This is a genomic window from Pseudomonas sp. 1L-E-NC-VB-C3 (assembly GCF_057291535.1).
In genome coordinates, this window is record NZ_JBXAWD010000003.1 from 367,441 (window position 1) to 387,250 (window position 19,810).

At 61.4% G+C, this 19,810-nt stretch carries 15 protein-coding genes; 2 read left to right on the forward strand and 13 right to left on the reverse strand.

The window, feature by feature from the left end; all coding sequences use genetic code 11:
* Window positions 1–176 precede the first annotated feature (176 nt).
* The 7 genes from AC0Z5Z_RS07185 to hutC all read right to left on the reverse strand — a co-directional run bounded on the left by AC0Z5Z_RS07185 (window position 177) and on the right by hutC (window position 8,024).
* Window positions 177–1,007: a quaternary amine ABC transporter ATP-binding protein gene (locus AC0Z5Z_RS07185; RefSeq protein WP_016772086.1), complete on the reverse strand. Its 831-nt coding sequence runs from the start codon at window positions 1,005–1,007 to the stop codon at window positions 177–179.
* Window positions 1,004–1,855: an ABC transporter permease gene (locus tag AC0Z5Z_RS07190; protein WP_016772087.1), complete on the reverse strand. Its 852-nt coding sequence runs from the start codon at window positions 1,853–1,855 to the stop codon at window positions 1,004–1,006. Before AC0Z5Z_RS07190 ends, AC0Z5Z_RS07185 begins: the two co-directional genes overlap by 4 nt.
* Window positions 1,856–1,925: 70 nt before the next feature.
* Window positions 1,926–2,894, reverse strand: a complete 969-nt coding sequence (locus AC0Z5Z_RS07195; RefSeq protein ID WP_130887639.1) for an ABC transporter substrate-binding protein — start codon at window positions 2,892–2,894, stop codon at window positions 1,926–1,928.
* A 71-nt stretch (window positions 2,895–2,965) separates the two neighbouring features.
* Window positions 2,966–4,438 (reverse strand): purine-cytosine permease family protein, encoded by a 1,473-nt coding sequence (locus AC0Z5Z_RS07200; RefSeq protein ID WP_485610906.1) that lies wholly within the window; start codon window positions 4,436–4,438, stop codon window positions 2,966–2,968.
* 147 nt (window positions 4,439–4,585) lie between these two features.
* Complete coding sequence (gene hutU, locus AC0Z5Z_RS07205; RefSeq protein ID WP_016772090.1) at window positions 4,586–6,274, reverse strand: urocanate hydratase; 1,689 nt, start codon at window positions 6,272–6,274, stop codon at window positions 4,586–4,588.
* 473 nt (window positions 6,275–6,747) lie between these two features.
* The gene (locus tag AC0Z5Z_RS07210) at window positions 6,748–7,317 is read right to left on the reverse strand and encodes a HutD/Ves family protein (protein ID WP_485610907.1); all 570 of its coding nucleotides are present in this window, start codon (window positions 7,315–7,317) and stop codon (window positions 6,748–6,750) included.
* Window positions 7,314–8,024, reverse strand: a complete 711-nt coding sequence (hutC, locus tag AC0Z5Z_RS07215) for a histidine utilization transcriptional repressor HutC (protein WP_162803449.1) — start codon at window positions 8,022–8,024, stop codon at window positions 7,314–7,316. Before hutC ends, AC0Z5Z_RS07210 begins: the two co-directional genes overlap by 4 nt.
* Window positions 8,025–8,170: 146 nt before the next feature.
* Between hutC and AC0Z5Z_RS07220 the strand changes: the two genes are divergently transcribed.
* Entirely contained in the window at window positions 8,171–9,535 is a 1,365-nt protein-coding gene (locus AC0Z5Z_RS07220) for a formimidoylglutamate deiminase (RefSeq protein ID WP_485610908.1), read from the forward strand.
* 121 nt (window positions 9,536–9,656) lie between these two features.
* Here the strand turns inward: AC0Z5Z_RS07220 and AC0Z5Z_RS07225 are convergent, their stop codons facing one another.
* A complete protein-coding gene (locus AC0Z5Z_RS07225; RefSeq protein WP_016772094.1) occupies window positions 9,657–10,226 on the reverse strand; it encodes a lipocalin family protein in 570 nt (189 codons plus the stop codon).
* Between the two features lie 29 nt (window positions 10,227–10,255).
* Window positions 10,256–10,510 (reverse strand): hypothetical protein, encoded by a 255-nt coding sequence (locus AC0Z5Z_RS07230; RefSeq protein WP_016772095.1) that lies wholly within the window; start codon window positions 10,508–10,510, stop codon window positions 10,256–10,258.
* A gap of 282 nt (window positions 10,511–10,792) precedes the next feature.
* Here AC0Z5Z_RS07230 and AC0Z5Z_RS07235 point away from each other — a divergent pair, with 282 nt between their 5' ends.
* Window positions 10,793–12,685, forward strand: a complete 1,893-nt coding sequence (locus AC0Z5Z_RS07235; RefSeq protein ID WP_224789889.1) for a methyl-accepting chemotaxis protein — start codon at window positions 10,793–10,795, stop codon at window positions 12,683–12,685.
* 107 nt (window positions 12,686–12,792) lie between these two features.
* Here AC0Z5Z_RS07235 and AC0Z5Z_RS07240 read toward each other — a convergent pair whose 3' ends face one another.
* From AC0Z5Z_RS07240 to AC0Z5Z_RS07255, 4 genes are all read right to left on the reverse strand, one after another.
* Entirely contained in the window at window positions 12,793–13,395 is a 603-nt protein-coding gene (locus AC0Z5Z_RS07240; protein ID WP_252883024.1) for a DUF924 family protein, read from the reverse strand.
* 3 nt (window positions 13,396–13,398) lie between these two features.
* Window positions 13,399–14,409, reverse strand: a complete 1,011-nt coding sequence (locus AC0Z5Z_RS07245; protein WP_016772098.1) for a class 1 fructose-bisphosphatase — start codon at window positions 14,407–14,409, stop codon at window positions 13,399–13,401.
* Between the two features lie 288 nt (window positions 14,410–14,697).
* Window positions 14,698–16,062, reverse strand: coding sequence for a DUF3999 domain-containing protein (locus AC0Z5Z_RS07250; RefSeq protein WP_485610909.1), 1,365 nt, complete (start codon window positions 16,060–16,062; stop codon window positions 14,698–14,700).
* Entirely contained in the window at window positions 16,059–19,640 is a 3,582-nt protein-coding gene (locus AC0Z5Z_RS07255; protein WP_485610910.1) for a DUF2339 domain-containing protein, read from the reverse strand. Before AC0Z5Z_RS07255 ends, AC0Z5Z_RS07250 begins: the two co-directional genes overlap by 4 nt.
* Between the last annotated feature and the right edge of the window lie 170 nt (window positions 19,641–19,810).

Consider the following 19,810-nt stretch of genomic DNA (forward strand, 5'->3'; position numbering starts at 1 on the left):
TCATACCAATTCTGTTGATGCCGGTAACCCAGTGGTGAGGGGATTTATCCCCGTTGGGTGGCGAAGCCGCCCCAAACCATGCCCGCAAATCCGTCAGACAGACCGCAGTGGCCGGTTTTACGACTGCTTCGCAGCCGAACGGGGATAAATCCCCTCGCCACGACGGCCACTCAGTCTCAGACCACTGCCGCGCGCCGCTGCACGAACCGGTCGACATACTCATCCGCCGGCGAGTGCAGGATCTCTCTTGGCGTGCCGACCTGAATCAACCGGCCATCCTTGAGAATCGCGATGCGATTGCCGATGCGCACGGCTTCGTCGAGGTCGTGGGTGATGAAGACGATGGTTTTGTGCAGGGTCTTTTGCAGTTCCAGCAACTGGTCCTGCATTTCGGCGCGGATCAGCGGGTCCAGCGCACTGAACGCTTCGTCCATGAGGATGATGTCGGTGTCCGCCGCCAATGCACGGGCGAGGCCGACGCGCTGACGCATGCCACCGGAGAGCTGGTGCGGATATTTGTTTTCGTAGCCTTTTAGACCGACGGTGTTGATCCAGTGCAGCGCGCGTTCGGCGCAGACCTGCTTGCTTTCGCCACGTACTTTCAGGCCGTAGGCGACGTTATCGAGCACGGTCTTGTGCGGCAGCAGGCCGAAGCTCTGGAACACCATGCTGATCTTGTGTCGGCGAAATTCGCGCAGGGCGTCCATGTCGTACTGCAGGATGTCCTCGCCATCGACCAGAATCGCCCCGCTGGTAGGATCGATCAGGCGATTGAAGTGGCGCACCAGGGTGGATTTGCCCGAGCCGGACAGGCCCATGATCACGAAGATTTCGCCAGTGCCGATACTTAGCGACAAGTCATTAACGCCGACCACGCAACCGGTTTCGTTGAGCACCTGATCCTTGCTCTTGCCCTGGCCGACCATGGCCAGCGCATCCTTGGCGCGGTTGCCGAAAATCTTGAAGACGTTGCGCACTTCGATCTTGCTCACGCTTGCGTTGCTCATTTGCTCACCTCGTGGCGTGGCCGACCGTACGCTTGAGTAATGCGGTCGATGACCACCGCGAGAATCACGATCGCCAGCCCGGCTTCAAGACCACGGCCGACGTTGAGGGTCTGAATCCCCACCAGCACGTCTTCACCGAGGCCGCGGGCGCCGATCATTGAGGCGATCACCACCATCGACAGGGCCATCATCGTGGTCTGGTTGATCCCGGCCATGATGCTCGGCAGCGCCAGCGGCAGTTGCACGCCGAACAGTTGCTGCCAGCGGTTGGCGCCGAAGGCATTGATCGCTTCCATGACTTCGCCGTCGACCTGGCGAATACCAAGGTCGGTCAGGCGAATCAGCGGGGGCGCGGCGTAGATCACCGTGGCGAAAATCGCCGGCACCTTGCCCAGACCGAACAGCATCAGCACCGGAATCAGGTAAACGAAACTCGGCATGGTCTGCATGATGTCGAGCAGCGGCATCAGCACCGAACGCAGGCGATTGCTACGCGCCGAGAGAATCCCCAGCGGGATGCCGATCAGCACCGAAATGATCGTCGCGACCATCATCAGCGCCAGGGTCTGCATGAGTTTGTCCCAGAGGCCGACCGCGCCCACCAGAAACAACAGACCGACAATCACGGCGGTGGTCACGACTTTGCGCGTGGCGTGCCAGGCGATGACACCGACGATTGCCAGCATCAACCACCACGGCGCCGCACGCAGCAAACCTTCGAGACTGACGATGGCCCACAACAGCGTGTCGGAGATATGCCGGAACACGTCGCCGTAGTTGGTCACCAGCGAATCGACCCAACCGTTGACCCAGTCGGCGATGGAAAAGGTAAAGCTTTCGGGAAACATAAGGGACTCTCAATCAAGGGGTTGCGATCAAGCGTCCGGCTGCCGTGGCTGGCAGCCGGGGAAACCTGACCTACAAGGCCGCGTCGATTTTCTTGGCTGCGTCGTCGCTCACCCATGCGTGCCAGACTTCAGGATGTTCCTTGAGGAAGATTTTCGCCAGTTTTGCCGACTCGATGCGTTCCTTGGCCATGCGCCCGAGGTTCTGATTGAGCAGGTCGATCGGCAGGTTGACTTTCTCCAGCACGGCGACCAGTTCCGGGGCTTCGTCGTGGAAGGTTTTCGACAGGCCGACCTTGATGCTGACGGTCTTGTCGACGCCGGGTTTCTCTTCCAGTTTGACTGCATCGATCTGGCCCATCAGCGGAGTCGGCGACCAGTAGTAGAAGAGGATCGGCTCGCCACGCTTGTAGCTCGACAGCACCGCTGCATCCAGCGCAGGTCCGGTGCCCGGACGGAAGTTGGTGTAACTGTTTTCCAGGCCATAACTCTTGAGCATTTCGCTGTTGTCGAGCTCGCAGGTCCAACCGGCCGGGCAGTTATAGAAGCGGCCCTTGGACGGCTCTTCGGCATCCTTGAACACGGCGGAATACTTGCCCAGATCAGCGATGTTTTTCAGGTCCGGGGCCTTCGCCTCGAGCTTGCGCTTGGCGTCGCCTTCGATCACGTAACGCGGCACGTACCAGCCTTCGACAGCACCCACCACTGGCGCGCCGACACCGATGACCTTGCCGGCCTTCTCGGCCTTGTTCCAGACCTCGCTACGGCCGACCCACTCTTCGGCGAACACTTGAATGTCGTTGCTGCTCAGGGCGTTTTCCATGGTGATGGAATTGCCCGGCAGGCTGTCGGTCTTGCAGCCGTAACCTTTCTCCAGCACCACTTGCAGCACGTCGGTCAGGAGCATGCCGCTCTCCCAGTTCAGCCCGGCGAATTTCACCGGTTTGCCCGATTCGCACCAGCCGGCGGCTTGCGTCGCACCGGCACTGGCCAACAGGCCCATGGACAGCAATGTGGTCAGCAGGGTCTTGTTCGATTTCATTGTCGTGACGCTCCTAATCATGAATGGGCTTACGGCAGTTCAAGAGGCATCCAGCCTGGTCCACGTCCAGATCAGGCCTGCGCCGCAGCGCGACCGGCCCCGCTCGTTTTTGCTTGTTGGGTGCTGTTCTGCTCGACCGGCAGAATCAGGCGATCGGGCACGGTGCTGTGCCATTTCTTTGCGCAGAAGTAATAGACGGCAGCCGGGAGAACCAGGCCGATGATCCAGGAAATGTCCACATCACCGAGGGCGGCCACCAGCGGCCCGGTATAGAACTTGGTGGAGATGAACGGCAACTGCACCAGCACACCGAACACATAGACGCTGATGCCGAGCAGGTTCCAGCGACCGTAGCGGCCATTCGGGTCGGCCAGCGCCGGCACGTCGTAGCGCTCGCGGGTGATGCAGTAGTAGTCGACCAGGTTGATCGCGCTCCACGGGGTGAAGAAGGCGAGCAGGAACAGGATGAACGACTTGAACGCACCGAGGAACGAGTGCTGCCCGAGCAGGGCAATCAGGGTTGCCGCGCCGACGATGAACAGCACGAACACCAGCCGTTGCATGCGGGTAACCGTCAGGTGCCCTTTGAAGCCACTGATGATGGTGGCGATGCACATGAAGCTGCCGTAAGAGTTCAAGGTGGAGATGGTCACCTTGCCGAACGCGATGCTGAAATACAGCAGCGCGGCAGTGGCGCCGGAGCCGCCTAAACCAACGATGTAAGCGACTTCGTGACCGGCGAATTGACCATTGGCCGAAGCGGCGGCAAACACGCCGAGGATCATCGCCACCTGCGCGCCGATCACCGAACCTGCGCCAGCGGCGAAAAAGGTTTTCACCGATGAAGTGGTGCTCGGCAGGTAGCGTGAATAGTCCGCCACATACGGGCCGAAAGCGATCTGCCAGGACGCCGCCAGCGACACCGCCAGGAGGAAACTGCTCCAGCTGAAATGACGTATCTGCAGAAGTGCGCCGACGTCGGTCTGGCTCATCAGCCGCCAGAACAGGAACACAAAAGCGATCACGCCAATCACGCTGGCGACGCGGCCGATCCAGTGGATTACCCGGTAGCCAAGCACCGTGACCAGCACGATGACGCTGGCGAAAATCAGGATGCCTACACTGTCGCTGACACCGAACAACTGGCCCAGCGCTTGCCCGGACAGCACCGTTCCGGTGGCGGTGAAGCCGAGGTACATCAGGCACACCAGCACGATCGGAATCGCAGCGCCATAAACGCCGAATTGCACACGACTGGAGATCATCTGCGGCAAGCCCAGTTTCGGTCCCTGCGCGGCATGCAGCGCCATCACACCACCGCCGAGCAGTTGGCCGATCAAAAGACCGATCAACGACCAGAACACATCACCGCCGAGCACCACGGCCAAGGCCCCGGTGACGATCGCGGTGATCTGCAGGTTGGCGCCCATCCACAGGGTGAACTGACTGAACAGACGACCGTGTCTTTCCGCTTCCGGGATGTAGTCGATCGAACGCCTTTCGATCAACGGGGTACTGCCTGCACGTTCGTTGTTAACCGCCATGATTCAACCTCTGTGGATTGCTATTCGGGTTCACTGAAATTCCTCTGTGGGAGCGAGCCTGCTCGCGAATCGGTGTATCAGGCACAGCAGTAGCGACTGACACGACGCCTTCGCGAGCAGGCTCGCTCCCACATAAACCAGAGCGTGTTACCCGCCAGTGATCATCGGCAGATTCAGCCCCTGCTCTTTCGCGCAGTCGATGGCGATCTGGTAACCGGCATCCGCATGGCGCATGACGCCGGTAGCCGGGTCGTTGTGCAGCACGCGCGCGATGCGCTCGGCGGCTTCATCGGTACCGTCGCAGACGATCACCATCCCCGAATGTTGCGAGAAGCCCATGCCGACACCGCCGCCGTGGTGCAAAGACACCCAGGTCGCGCCGCTGGCGGTGTTCAGCAGCGCGTTGAGCAACGGCCAATCGGAGACGGCGTCGGAACCGTCCTGCATCGATTCGGTTTCGCGGTTGGGGCTGGCCACCGAGCCGGAGTCGAGGTGATCGCGACCGATCACCACGGGGGCCGACAGCTCACCGCTACGAACCATTTCGTTGAAGGCCAGACCGAGCTTGGCGCGCTGGCCCAGACCGACCCAGCAGATACGTGCCGGCAGACCCTGGAAGCTGATGCGCTCGCGGGCCATGTCCAGCCAGTTGTGCAAATGCGCGTCGTCCGGGATCAGCTCTTTGACCTTGGCGTCGGTTTTGTAGATGTCCTGTGGATCACCCGACAGCGCCGCCCAACGGAACGGGCCGATGCCACGGCAGAACAGCGGACGGATGTAGGCCGGCACGAAGCCCGGGAAATCGAAAGCGTTTTCGACGCCTTCTTCTTGGGCCATCTGGCGGATGTTGTTGCCATAGTCGAAGGTAGGAATGCCCTGCTTCTGGAACTCCAGCATGGCTTTGACGTGCACCGCCATCGACTGCTTCGCGGCTTTGATCACAGCGGCTGGTTCGGTCTTGGCGCGGGCGCGGTATTCGTCCCAGCTCCAGCCGGCCGGCAGGTAGCCGTTGAGCGGGTCGTGGGCGCTGGTCTGGTCGGTGACCATGTCCGGGCGCACGCCGCGCTTGACCAGTTCCGGCAGGATTTCCGCCGCGTTGCCGAGCAGGGCGATGGAAATCGCTTTGCCTTCTTTGGTGTATTTGTCGATGCGCGCCAGTGCGTCGTCGAGGTCTTTGGCTTGCTCATCGACGTAACGGCTTTTCAGGCGGAAATCGATGCTGACCTGTTGGCACTCGATGTTCAGCGAGCAGGCGCCGGCCAGGGTGGCGGCCAGCGGTTGTGCGCCGCCCATGCCACCGAGGCCGGCGGTGAGCACCCAGCGGCCCTTGAGGTCAGCGTTGTAATGCTGGCGCCCGGCTTCGACGAAGGTTTCATAGGTGCCCTGAACGATGCCCTGGCTACCGATGTAGATCCAGCTGCCGGCGGTCATCTGGCCGTACATGGCCAGGCCTTTGGCGTCGAGCTCGTTGAAGTGTTCCCAGCTCGCCCAGTGCGGCACCAGGTTGGAGTTGGCGATCAGCACGCGCGGCGCGTTGCTATGGGTCTTGAATACGCCGACCGGCTTGCCCGACTGCACCAGCAGGGTTTCGTCGTCGTTCAGATTAGTCAGGCTTTCAACGATCTTGTCGTAGCACTCCCAGTTCCGCGCAGCGCGGCCGATGCCACCATAGACCACCAGTTCTTTCGGGTTCTCGGCGACTTCCGGGTCGAGATTGTTCATCAACATGCGCAGCGGCGCTTCGGTCAGCCAGCTCTTGGCGGTCAGCGTGTTACCGCGTGCGGCGCGAATCTGCACGTCACGAAACTTGTTGCTGTTCTGGGTATTGTCAGTCACGAAAAAGACTCCTCAGCGATCAATTCAAACCAACCCTGGCAGTGGGCAGCAGCCTGCGCGCTGTGCTGCGCGACAAGCGAATCAGTGGACGCTGCGGAGAGTCTCGACCGACTCATACGCATACGTCTTTACTTGTACATACAAGCATATGCAATCAAGCGGCCAACTTGCTGGAGGAGTGTTCAGGAAAAATCAGAGGTAGGGCTGGAGAGCGCCTGAATCGAGGGTTCTGGCGTGAATGAAATTTTCTTCGCAGTTATTTTGGGGAGGTTGGGATTGGCTACGACAGCGTGGGTTTGCGCCACGCTGGGGCGTTCGGTAACAAGTTGGTGCGCGGAAGGGAAACAAGAGTGGGGATGGCTTGTGGCGAGGGGATTTATCCCCGCTGGGCTGCGCAGCAGACCGCTTTTTTAATCAAGAATGGGGCCGCTTCGCGACCCAGCGATGATAAATCCCCTCGCCACAGGGTGTGTTCAGTTCTGGAGGAGTTCGATCACGCAGCATGCGGCGTTGGTAGAGACTTCGACCAGCCCACTGTTGCCGTCCAGCTGCAGGCAATCATGCCGACCGAGCTGCGAAACGCCGTCGCCAACACGCACGTCCATCCGCTCACTGACACTGAACACCAGCACCGTCGATGCCGAGCTGAAAAACCGCTGCTCACCGGCCAACCACTGCAACCGTGCGCTGTAACGTTGCGGCGCGTAGATCAGATTGAAATCGCGAATCGCACCGCCGAGCAAGGTGCAGGACACCTGACTTTCGCCGCTGAAGGCGAACGGGTCCAGCGGTAACAGTGGGCGGGTAGCGTCACCGTCGACGCACAGGGTCATGCCGTCGCCCTGCAACACGGTGATCACTCGCTGGTAACCGGCGAATGTCGAGAAACCGCCCGATTCGGCGATGTCGGCAATTGACAGGCGCCAGCCGAAACCGTCCAGGCCAGCGCCCGCATCCCGAGTGATTTCCTCGGTGCTGCCGCCGCCGTTTTTCCACGGCATGCGCGGGTAGCCTTCGGCGCGTAAAACCTTTATCTGATTCATTTGTGAAAGCGCCCTTCCAGACGATGACGCGAACCCGGGTGAATCAAACGTGCCGCCGTCACCGGTTGACGCCCCGACCAAGTCCGCCGACGGATCAGCAGACACGGCTCGCCCTTTTCGATCTGCAGCAACTTGCACTCCGACGGCTCGGCAAGAATCGCTTCGACCACGTGCTCGCCCTCGGTCAGCGGCGCGACCTGATTGAGATAGGCATAGGGCGTTTGCAGGGTGAAATCCTGCTTGAGGTATTCCGGCGCGACCAGGGCGTTGACGAAACGGTCTTCGATTTGCACCGGGATGTCATTTTCGTAATGCACGATCAGTGAGTGGAAGACTTTCTGGCCTTCGCGCATGTCCAGCGCCAGCGCGCGTTCGGAACCGGCGGCCTCTTCTTCGAGGGTGATGACCTGACAGGTGTGGCGATGCCCGCGCGAGGCGATTTCGTCGGCAATGTTGTGCACTTCGAACAGCGCGGACTGGCTCTTCGGTTCGGCGACAAACGTGCCCACGCCTTGCATGCGCACCAGCAGGCCGTCGGCGGTCATCTCGCGCAGGGCGCGGTTGATGGTCATGCGGCTGAAGCCGAGCTGGCTGACCAGTTCGCTTTCGGACGGCACGCGGTAGTGCGGCGGCCAATTACCGCTGTCGATTTGCTGGGTGATCATCTGTTTGACGCGGGCGTACAAGGGCGCCGGACTGTCGCCCATGTTCGCGGCCAACGGAGAAACTGGAGGCGGAGTCGGCACGGTTGATCCCTGTTCATTGGATGAAAGTGACTAGCTTGCCGGAGTTTACCGGGCAGGCAAACGTCTGTATATGTATATACAAATAACACACGATGGGGTGCCGAACGATGTCCGCCTTCTTTGCCGAACGCGCACTGCTGCCTAACGGATGGGCCAAAAATGTACGTCTCGAGGTCAGCGCCGATGGCCTGCTGACCCGAATCCAGGCCGATTCCAGCGCAGACGAAGCCGAGCGGCTGCGCGGGCCGTTGCTGCCGGGGATGCCCAATCTGCACTCCCACGCCTTCCAGCGTGCCATGGCTGGATTGGCCGAGGTGGCCGGCAACCCCAACGACAGTTTCTGGACCTGGCGCGATCTGATGTATCGCCTCGTCGGAAAAATCAACCCGGATCAGCTCGGCATCATCGCCCGTCAGCTGTACATCGAAATGCTCAAGGCCGGTTACACCTCGGTCGCCGAATTTCACTACGTGCACCACGACAGCAACGGCCAGCCGTATGCCGATCCTGCCGAACTGGCTTTGCGTATCAGCCAGGCCGCCAGCGAAAGCGGCATCGGTCTGACCCTGCTGCCAGTGCTCTACAGTCATTCCGGATTCGGCGGGCAGACGCCAAACGATGGCCAGCGTCGCTTTATCAACAGCACTGAAAACTATCTGAATCTGCAAGCGCGGTTGCAGCCATTACTGGCGCAGCAAAAGGCGCAATCGCTGGGCCTGTGTTTCCACTCGCTGCGGGCGGTGACGCCACAACAAATCAGCGAAGTGTTGGCGGCCAGTGACAAACAATGCCCGGTGCACATACACATCGCCGAACAGCAAAAGGAAGTCGACGATTGCCTGAGCTGGAGCGGTCGTCGTCCGCTGCAATGGCTGTACGAGAACACTGAAGTCGATCAGCGCTGGTGTCTGGTCCACGCAACCCACGCCAATCCGCAAGAAGTCACTCTGATGGCCAACAGTCGCGCGATCGCCGGGCTGTGCCTGACCACTGAAGCGAATCTGGGTGACGGGATTTTCCCGGCGGTGGACTTTCTTGCCCAGGGCGGGCGCATGGGCATTGGCTCCGACAGCCATGTGTCGCTGAGCGTGGTGGAAGAATTGCGCTGGCTGGAATATGGCCAGCGTCTGCGTGACCAGCGGCGCAATCGCTTGTATGGCGCGCAGCAGCCGATGGTCGGCCGCACGCTGTATGACGCGGCGCTGGACGGCGGCGCGCAGGCGCTGGGTCAACCGATTGGTGCGCTGGAAGTGGGCAAGCGCGCGGACTGGATTGTCCTGGACGGTAGCGATCCGTATCTGGCGACGGCTGCGGGGGACGGGATTCTCAATCGCTGGTTGTTCGCCGGCGGCGATCGCCAGGTGCGCGATGTGCTGGTCAATGGTCAATGGGTGGTGCGCGATGGCCGGCATGCTGGCGAAGAGCAAAGCGCCCGAGCCTTCACCCAGGTCCTGCGCGATCTCTTGGGCTGACCCAAAACTAAACTGTGGGAGCGAGCCTGCTCGCGAACTCGGTGTATCAGTCCGTATTCAGGTCGACTGATACACCCTCTTCGCGAGCAGGCTCGCTCCCACAGTTGATTTGTATCGAGGCTTAATTGGAGGTCTTGGCCATCTGCCGATCCGACGCGCGCCAGATCAGGCGTGTGGTGTCGTAACCCTGCTGACGCGCCTTGCTCAGCAATTCTTCACGCACTACGCCGTTGACGGTCGGTGTGCGTGACAGCAGCCACAGGTACTTGCGACTCGGATCGCCGACGATGGCGGTCTTGTAATCGTCGCTGACGTACAACACCCAGTACTCGCCCTTCGCCACACCCGGCACCAGACGCGAGAACCAGTTATCGAATTCGACCCAGAGCTTGTCGGTCTTGCCCGGCACTTGTGGATAAGCCGTGCCCTTGGCTTCTTCCCACTGCCACTCCGGAGTCAGGCAACGGTTGAGCACGCCGACATTACCGTCAGGCTTGAGGGTGTAATGGGCTTCGGATTGCGCGCAGTGGCGCTGGAAGTACATCGGCAAGCGTGCGAGTTCATACCAGGTGCCCTGATAACGCTTGAGATTGACGCTGTTGACGGTCTTGGGCGCCAACGGGTCGACGCCGGAAGTGGCGCAGCCAGCCAGTACCAGGCCAGCAAAAAGGATCAGCAATAACCGCTTCATTTTTTTCTCCGTGGGCGCGAAGCCCCGGTTTACTTCAGGCCTTGGCCGGAAAACATCAGCACTTTGTCACCGGCGTATTGCACGCTGATAAAGCTGTTCTTGTCGCCCCAGGTGCAGCTGGACATACCGAGCGCGCCCGAGCAATCGGTGGGCTTGCCGAGAAGGGTTTCCACTTCGGACTTGGCCATGCCGGCCGAGAGCTTGGAGTAGTTTTCCTGATTGACCTTGCTGCATGCGGCCAACAGCACGCAAAACGACAGCAGGGCGATAGATCGCAGCGACATGGTGAAACTCCTGGAACGAGGGGGGATGGCATGGTGCCAACCAGAAGCTTAGAAGAGAAAAGTGTCATCTGGTTCCGTGACCGAACGCCTATTTATCAGCCCGCCCGTCCGGCTTTTGTCGGTAAATCAAAAACTTTGTGAAGCCGTCGAGCATTTCGTCGACTTTCCCTGCAAACGCCTAATCTTTGGCGCGGCGCGGTCGAAAATAAGAGCAGCGCAACGCTGCCGAATATGGCAAATTGCCGCCCTTTCCTGACCAGCCCCTTCGCGGTAGTTCATTCGATGACCAGAAACATGAAATTCAGCCACAAGATTTTGCTGGCTGCTGCCCTTGTGGTGGCCGTTGCGTTCGCCTGTTTCATCCTCTTCAACGACTATCGCCAGCGTCAGGCATTGAGCAGCAGCACCGAAGCGACCATGCAGGAACTGGGTAGCCTGACCACCAGCAACATCCAGACCTGGCTGGAAAGTCGCATTCAACTGCTGCAATCGCTGTCGCAGCAAGTCGCCGTCGACGGCAACGCGCCCGCCAGCCTCAAGCGCATCATCGACCTGCCCGCCTACACCGGCAATTTCCAGCTCAGCTATTTTGGCGGTGCCGACGGCGTGATGTTCTCGGTGCCGGCCGGCAACCGTGCGCCGGACTACGATCCACGGGCGCGCGGCTGGTACAAAGCGGCCAACAGCGCGCAGCAGACCATCGTCACCGAACCGTACATCGCCGCCTCGTCGGGCAAACTGGTGATCACCGTCGCCACCCCGGTACAACGTCAGGGCCAGATGCTCGGCGTCGCCGGTGCCGACATCGATCTGACCAGCGTCAGCGCGATCATCAACTCGCTGAACTTCGGCGGCCACGGTCATGCATTCATTGTCAGCGCCGAAGGGAAAATCCTGATTCACCCGGACAGCAAGCTGGTGCTCAAAACACTGGCCGAGGCTTATCCGAACGGTGCGCCCAAAGTCAGCCCGGGCCTGAAAGAAGTCGAGTTCGACGGCAAGACCCAGTTGATCTCATTCACCCACGTCAACGGCGTGCCATCGGCTGACTGGTACGTGGCGCTGGTGCTCGACAAAGACACCGCGTTCTCGATGCTCAGCGAATTCCGCACCTCGGCACTGATCGCCATGGTCATCGCCGTGTTGATCATCATCGGCCTGCTCGGCATGCTGATTCGCGTGCTGATGCAACCGCTGCTGACCATGGGCCGTGCGATGCATGACATCGCTGAAGGCGAAGGCGATCTGACCAAACGTCTGGTGATTCACGGCAATGATGAATTCGGCGCGCTGGGTACGTCGTTCAACCGCTTCGTCGAACGCATTCATACGTCGATCCGCGAAGTGTCCTCGGCCACCGGCCAGGTCAACGAAGTCGCCCTGCGTGTGGTCGCTGCCTCGAACTCGTCGATGTACAACTCCGACCAGCAGGCCAGCCGCACCAACAGCGTCGCCGCCGCGATCAATCAGCTCGGCGCCGCCGCCCAGGAAATCGCCCAGAACGCCGCGCTCGCCTCGCAGCATTCCAGCGATGCGCGCAGCCTCGCGGTCGACGGCCAGCAGGTGGTGGATAAAACCATCCACGCCATGCAACAACTGTCGGCGAAGATCAGCGATTCCTGCGGCAACATCGAAACGCTGAACAGCAACACGGTGAACATCGGCCAGATTCTCGAAGTGATCACCAGCATTTCCCAGCAGACCAACCTGCTCGCACTCAACGCCGCCATTGAAGCCGCGCGTGCCGGTGAGGCCGGACGCGGTTTCGCCGTGGTCGCCGACGAGGTGCGCAACCTTGCGCACCGCACCCAGGATTCGGCGCAGCAAGTGCAGAAGATGATCGAAGAGCTGCAGGTCGGCGCACGCCAGGCGGTAACCATCATGACCGAGAGCCAGCGCGAGAGCGAAAGCAGCGTCGGCATCGCCAACCAGGCCGGCGAGCGTCTGGGCAGCGTGACCCAGCGCATCGGCGAAATCGACGGCATGAACCAGTCGGTAGCCACCGCGACCGAAGAACAGACCGCCGTGGTCGAGTCGATCAACGTTGATATCAACGAGATCAACACGCTGAATCAGGAAGGCGTGGAGAACTTGCAGGCGACGTTGCGCGCGTGTTCGGACCTTGAGCAGCAGGCGGCGCGGTTGAAGCATCTGGTCGGCAGCTTCAGGATCTAAGCTGCAGCCTCAGGCCTCTTCGCGAGCAGGCTCGCTCCCACAGTGGAATGCATTTCAATTGTGGGAGCGAGCCTGCTCGCGAAAGCGGCATAAACCGCACTGAAGATTCAGAATCTTGAGCCGGGCCTGGACAGGAACTCCAATTCCTCAGACGTAGACTCCCGCCCCAACACCGCATTGCGATGCGGAAACCTTCCAAACCGGGCAATCACCTTCCGATGCCGCTCGGCGTAGTCCAGGTTATCGGCAAACACCGCCCGCTCCGACTCTGGCTGTTCAGCCACCAATTCAATAAATCTGGAAACGGCTTCGTTCTGCACCGCGAGGTTTTCGCAGTGCTCGAACACCAGATAAATGAACACACGCTGAATCGGTTTCAACTGCCGATCGAAATCCGCTGCAATGCCTTGAGCGACGAGCTTCTGAGCGCGCAGATCACCGGAAAAGGCTTTGGGAGTGTCGCGATAGATCATGCGCGGCAGCTGATCGAGCAGCAGCACTACCGCCAGCCAGCCTTCGGGACATTGCGTCCACTCAGTCAATTCGCCGGCCAGGGCCTGATCGACAAAGACCCCGAAACGCGTCTGCGCTTCGAGGTCTTGGCTGTTTCGCTTGCCGAACCACAACTTGCCCTTTTCGGCCGCCACTTCGTTGGCTGATTCGGCATGTCCGAACCACCAGTCGAGCAACGGCTGCCAGGGCGCGTGCATGGTTTATTCCTTGTGGTAAGCCGTGGCGCGGGCGACTTCTTCTTTCGAACCTAGGAACACGGCGACGCGCTGGTGCAGGCCTTCCGGCTGGATGTCGAGAATACGCTGGTGACCGTCAGTGGACGCGCCGCCGGCTTGTTCGACGAGGAACGACATCGGGTTGGCTTCATACATCAGGCGCAGCTTGCCCGGTTTCGACGGCTCGCGGCTGTCGCGCGGGTACATGAACAGACCACCACGGGTCAGGATACGGTGGACGTCGGCAACCATCGCCGCGACCCAGCGCATGTTGTAGTTCTTCTTCAACGGGCCTTCTTCACCGGCCAGCAGCTCGCCGACATAGCGCTGCACCGGGGCTTCCCAGTGACGCTGGTTGGACATGTTGATGGCGAATTCCTGGGTGGTTTCCGGGATGGTGATGTCTTCGTGAGTCAGGACGAAGCTGCCCATTTCGCGATCGAGGGTGAAGCCTTTGACGCCGTCGCCCAGGGTCAGCACCAGCATGGTCTGCGGGCCGTAGATGGCGTAACCGGCGGCCACTTGCTGGGTGCCTGGCTGCAGGAAGGCTTTTTCGTTCAGCGGCTCGTTCTGGCTCAGGTATTCGTTCGGGCAACGCAGTACCGAGAAGATCGTGCCGACCGGGGCATTGATGTCGATGTTCGACGAGCCGTCCAGTGGGTCGAACACCAGCAGGTACGCGCCTTTCGGGTATTTGCCCGGGATCTGGTAGGCATTGTCCATTTCTTCGGACGCCATGCCGGCCAGGTGACCGCCCCATTCGTTGGCTTCGAGCAGGATCTCGTTAGAGATCACGTCGAGCTTCTTCTGCACTTCGCCTTGCACGTTCTCGGTGCCCATGCTGCCCAGAACACCACCCAGGGCGCCTTTGGACACGGCGTGGCTGATCTCCTTGCAGGCACGCGCTACCACTTCGATCAAAAAGCGCAGATCGGCAGGAGTGTTGTTGCTGCGGGTCTGCTCAATCAAATAGCGACTCAAGGTAACGCGGGACATGGACGGCTCCGGTGGAATGGGGGGGCGGAAAACCCGCGCAGTTTACAGGGAGTCTGAAAACCTAGCGAGCGAAGACGCCGGCTAACGTGCGCCTGGATGTATTTGCCTGTATGAGACGTGATTGTAGGTGGAGAGTTCAGGTGTCGGATTGAGCGTAGTTCGGTTCGGCATGAGCGATTGAGGATTTTCAGTGTTTGCCCGGGCGCCTTCGCGAGCAGGCTCGCTCCCACAGGGCAATGCATTCCATTGTGGGAGCCCGCTCGCGAACGGCGCAAAGCGCCGCCATGCTCAGGTATTGGCAGGCGGCTTGCGCAACAGGCTGAACGCCATCGCCCCGAGAAACACCACACTGAGCAGCAACACCGCCCACAGCCCGAACTTCTTCCAGTTGGTCCCGGCCACCGCAGCCGTCGTCGCCGTTGAGGTTTGCGTGGCCACTGCTTCGCCCTGCACCGTCGCCTTGCCCAGGCTCGCCAGCCTTTCTGGCTTGAAGTCCGGAATCAACGTTGCCAGTGGCAGATTCGCCGTTTTCACCGTGGCATTGCCCAAGGCCAGACTGTACGGCCCTTCGCCCCGGGCTAGGAAGATCACTTGCGTGGCGCGCACCGCATATTTCAGGTCCGGCGCCTGCTCACCCAGACCGCCGCCGCGCTCATCCACGGTCAGCTTGAGTTGCTGCACGGTCTGCCCGGACAGCGGGATTTCGTTCTGCACCACGTCCTGATTGTTCTGGCTCAGGCGATACAGCAAACCGCTGCTCAGCGTCTGCCACGGCAAGTTGCTCTCGCGCCGGCCGGCCAACGTGACCGGCGCCAGACTGTTCGGCTGTTTCAGCTCGATCTGCACCCGCTCGACATTCAGCCCCATCGGCAGCTGCCAGATGTATTCCCCGGACTTGGTGCTGCTGCCGGCCACGCTGGGCGACCAGACCAAGGGCAGCGGCAGGTTGCGCGGGTCGCTGCTTTTCAATTGCGCCGACGTCAGGACGGGCGCCGAACCCGGCGACTCCCACAGCAGGCGCACATAGCGCGCGGTCTGCCCCGGCAGGGTCACTTCATGCTGTTCGATGCGCTCATCGGAAAAGGTCAGCCGCGCCACTTGGCCCTCGCCCCATGACTGCCAGTGCTGCAGATCGTCGCTGGCCTCGATACTGAAACGCTGGAAACCGTCGCGCTCGCTGGTCCAGTCGAGGATCAACTGCTGCAACGGTGCCTTTATCGCACTGGCATCGAGCAGCCAGCCGCGCAGCACTTCTTCGCCCGCCTCCAGCTGCGAGGACGGTTGCACTTCGACCAAGGTGCCGTTGGTGGTCGACTGCACGCGCACATTCGGCGCGCGCTCGCTGGCGTCGGCGGCGTTGTACAGCGGGAACCATTTGACCTCGTGCAGCTTGCCGTCGTCGCGGGTCTGCGCCGATTCGCGAGCCAAGGCATAGGCCTGCGCTTCGCCGGCGGCGTTGAACACACGCAGGTCGCTGAGATCGGTCTGGCGCGCCTGCAATTGCGCGCTCAGCGGCAAGTCGAGGCGATACCACGGGCCATTGCCGCTCACCGTCAACGGCACTTGCGTGGCGAAGTCCGCCGGTTTTTCCTGAGCACCAGCGACCATCACCACGCCCAGCGCCAACCACCCCAGATTCAGCATGCGACTCAAGATGCAACTCCTTCGGTATCCGGCGCGGGTTTGTCCGCCACCGGTTCAGCCTCGACGCGTTTGGGTGGCAGCGGCGCGAAGTAGCCAACCACCAGCAGCAATACCCCGACACCGATAAACGAGACGATCCGGGCGAGACCGCCACGGTTGCTCAGTTCGACAAAAATCAGCTTGGCCACCACCAGCGCAATCAGCGCCGCGCCGATCAGCCACACTTCGCGGCGATGGCGCAGATGGCCGCCGATCATCAGTCCCAGGGCCATCAACGTCCAGACGATCGACAGGCCGGCCTGCACCAGCATCGACGCGAGCAGTTGATCAAGCTCGAACGGGATGCCGGCCCAGTGATGCGCCGCGCGGGTGACCAGCGCGGTGCAGAAGGCGAACAGCGAAACCCCGGCGATCAGTTGCGTGGCGTGGTCGGCATGATCCTGACGGATCGACAACTGCGCAACGGCGCTGCGTGACCAGATATAAACGCCGAACAGCGCAAACAGCAGACCCAACTCCAACGGGTTAAGTAGCGGCACGTAAGGCAACGGCTCGGCATTGCCATCGCTGACGCCATTGGCCAGCCAGAACCACGCCAGCATCAGCACCGCCAGCGGTGCCGCCGCATACAAGCGGTACTCCCGAGCAAATGCGGCCACCGGCCACGGCCAGTTGCGCGGTGCAGCCATCAGCAACAGATAGAGGCTCGGCAGAATCGCCCAGCCCAGCCAGCGCCACGCGTTGTACTGCTCGGACAACAACAGCAGGCCGTAACGCAACTCCAGCGCCAGCACGCCAATCAGCAGCCAGCAACCGAGCACATGGGCCGCGCTCAATGCGCGCGCCGGCAACAGCGAAGCCAAGCGGCGCAGGCTGAAGTAATGCACCGCGAACAGCGCCGGCCACGCCAGCCAGCCGAAGTCGGCAGCCGGGTGATAGCGTGCATGCCACGCGCCGAGCAGAATCAGCGCCGCCGCCGGAATCAGCAAAGTGCAGAGCAAGCCCAGCGCCGGCCATCTCAGGCGCAACGACAACACCGTCCACAGCGCCACACTGATCGCAGCGACCAGCAGCAACAATGTGCCTTGCAGGTTCGGCGAAGCGAAACGCAGGATCTCGCTGACCCACGCCAGCGTCCACCAACCGGCGCCCCAGACCAGCAGCACTTGCGACAAGCGTTGCAAACTCAAGGCATCAAAAGCACTGGCATGGTTGCCCAATTGCAAGCGCCACGCGCCGATCAGCGCGGCCAGCCCCAGCACCAGCGGCGTCCAGAATCCGCCATGGGCCAATGGTTTCAATCCTTCGCTAGACAACGGCCCGAGCCATTCGGGGCCGGCGAGCAGAAACGCTGCGCCGCCGACCACCTGCAACAGCAGCCCGAAAACGAAACTCAGACGCTGTTGCAGGTACGGGCTCAGCCAGATGATCAGCAAACCGCTGGCCGCCCACACCGCGCTCGCGGTTTGCCACGGCAGCACGAACAGCACCGCCAGATTGATCAGTACCAAGCCGGCCAGCAGCACCACCGACAAGCCGCGCAGCAGGCGCACATCGCCGCGCACCATCTCGTCCCGCGCCGCCAGCAGCATGCCGCCAATCAAGGCCAGACCGATCAGCGATGCACTGAGCAAGCCGCTCCAGCCAGCGCTGAACACCGCCGCCGAATCTTCACCGGCAGTTTGCAGGCGCAGCAGGAACAACGCGCCGCCCAGCAACTGCACGGCGAACGCGGTGAACAGGAATGTGCGTGATTGAATCCGCAGCCCCACGAACAAAGTCGCCAACCCGGCCAACGCCCAACTGATTGCCGTGCCCTGGATGAACAGGAACAACGGTGCCAGCAGATAAAGGAACGTCAGGCCCAGACACGCCAGCACTGGTAGTCCTTGCCTTTCCCACGGCAATGTTTGCTCGGGCGTAGCCTTGCGCAGTTGGAAGAAACTGAACAGCAGCGCGGCGCCAAGCATCAGCGCGCCCAGCGGTGCGCCGTCGAGCAGGCTGCTCTCGCCGAGTTGCAGCTGGCTGAGAAATGCCAGTGCCGAACCCAGTTGCAGCAGTAAGGCAAAGGCCCGGGCAAACGGTCGATGCTGACGTAAACCAAGCCAGAAAATCCCTGCGCCTTCCACGGCCCACGCCGCAGAAGTCCAGCGCGCATCGAGCCCCAGCGGAATCGCGAGACTGGCAAAAATCACTCCCAGCGCCAGGCAGGTTTCACCTAGCAGCATCGCGCGCCCGCCCATCAAAACTTTGGCCAGCGCCATATAGATCATGCCCAGCGCCAACGCACTGAACGCCGCCGCAAATTCGAGGTGCTGGACCAACGCAAACTGCAAACCGAAGCCAATGATCGGCGGGCCGAACAGCAGGGTGCCGTCGACATAATCACCCTTGCGGGCCGACCATTGCAGCAGCGCCTCGCGATCAGCCTCCGCCGGAGCATCCTGCAGGTCGCGCAATTTGCGCCGGGCGAACAGCAGGCCGATGGCGAGGTACATGAGGAAAAACACAATCAGGAACGGCTCGGTGCTCCACAGCAGCTCCGGCGTGTAGGAACGCAGGCCCCAGGCGAAACCGATACCGAAGGTGCCGACGAAACCGATCAGGTTGAGCAGGCGCCAGGCCTTGAACCAGGCGATGGCGAGAATGCCTGCGTTGAGCAAGGCGAAATAACTGAACAGTGCGACGTGATTGCCTTCGCCGGTAGAAGTCAGAATCGGCGCAGCGAAACCACCGAGTGCCGCCGCTGCGGCCAACCCCAGCGCGTCCTGGGTAATCGCCAGAATGGCCGAGAACACCGTCACCGCGACCAGCAAACCAAGTGCAGCGGACGGATCAAGCAACGGATGCAGACGCATCGCCGCAAACACCGTCAGGTACAACACCGCGATCCCGGTGCCTTGCAGCATTAACGCATAGTTGCTGTTGCGTCGGCGCAGCCACCAGCCCAGCGCAAGCAGAGCCAACGCCGCTGCCGCGACGCCGGCGTATCGCAACTCGATCGGCACCACCATGCCTTCGGTGGCGTAACGCAGTAAAAATGCCAGACCGAAAAACAGCAGCACCACGCCGACGCGCAGCACCGTGTTGCCGCCGAACAGCCAATTGCGCGCAGCGCTGATGCCGCGTTCGATCAGGTTCGGGCCACGGGGTTCGGCGGGTTTTTGCGGTGGTGCAACGGGGGCCGGTTCGGCGCGCCAGACATCGGCGGGCAGCGGCTGGCTGGTTTCGCGGGCGACGGCGGAAATCGGTTCGAGTTCGGGGGGCAGTTCCCAGATCAGCTCAGGGGGCTGGGCTGCCTGCTCAGCCACGTCGACGGGCGCGGCGACTGGCTCGGCTTCAGGTGGCGGCGCGGGCGCATGGGAGGGCGAACCTTCCAGCACAAACAGCCGCTGGGCCACGCCTTGCAAGGCTTCGCGCACCTGCTCGAGTTGACGCTGTTGCTCCGCCGCCTGCGAGCCGAGGCGCGCAATGCGTAGCGCCTGGCCGATGACCAGCCCCAGCAGCGCACCCAACAGCGCGCCGCTGAATGACTCGTCGAGCAGTCCACCGAGCACCAGCCCGATCAACATGAACATCCATTGCATGGTCGATATCCCTAAGCAGCCCCGGGGCGGGGCGAGTCCGGCGATGGCTTCAGTCTAGGCACAAACCGTGTGGGAGCGAGCCTGCTCGCGAAGGCGGATTGTCAGCCAACATTTCTGTTTAAGTCGACGATCGCTTCGCGAGCAGGCTCGCTCCCACAGGGTACGGCGGT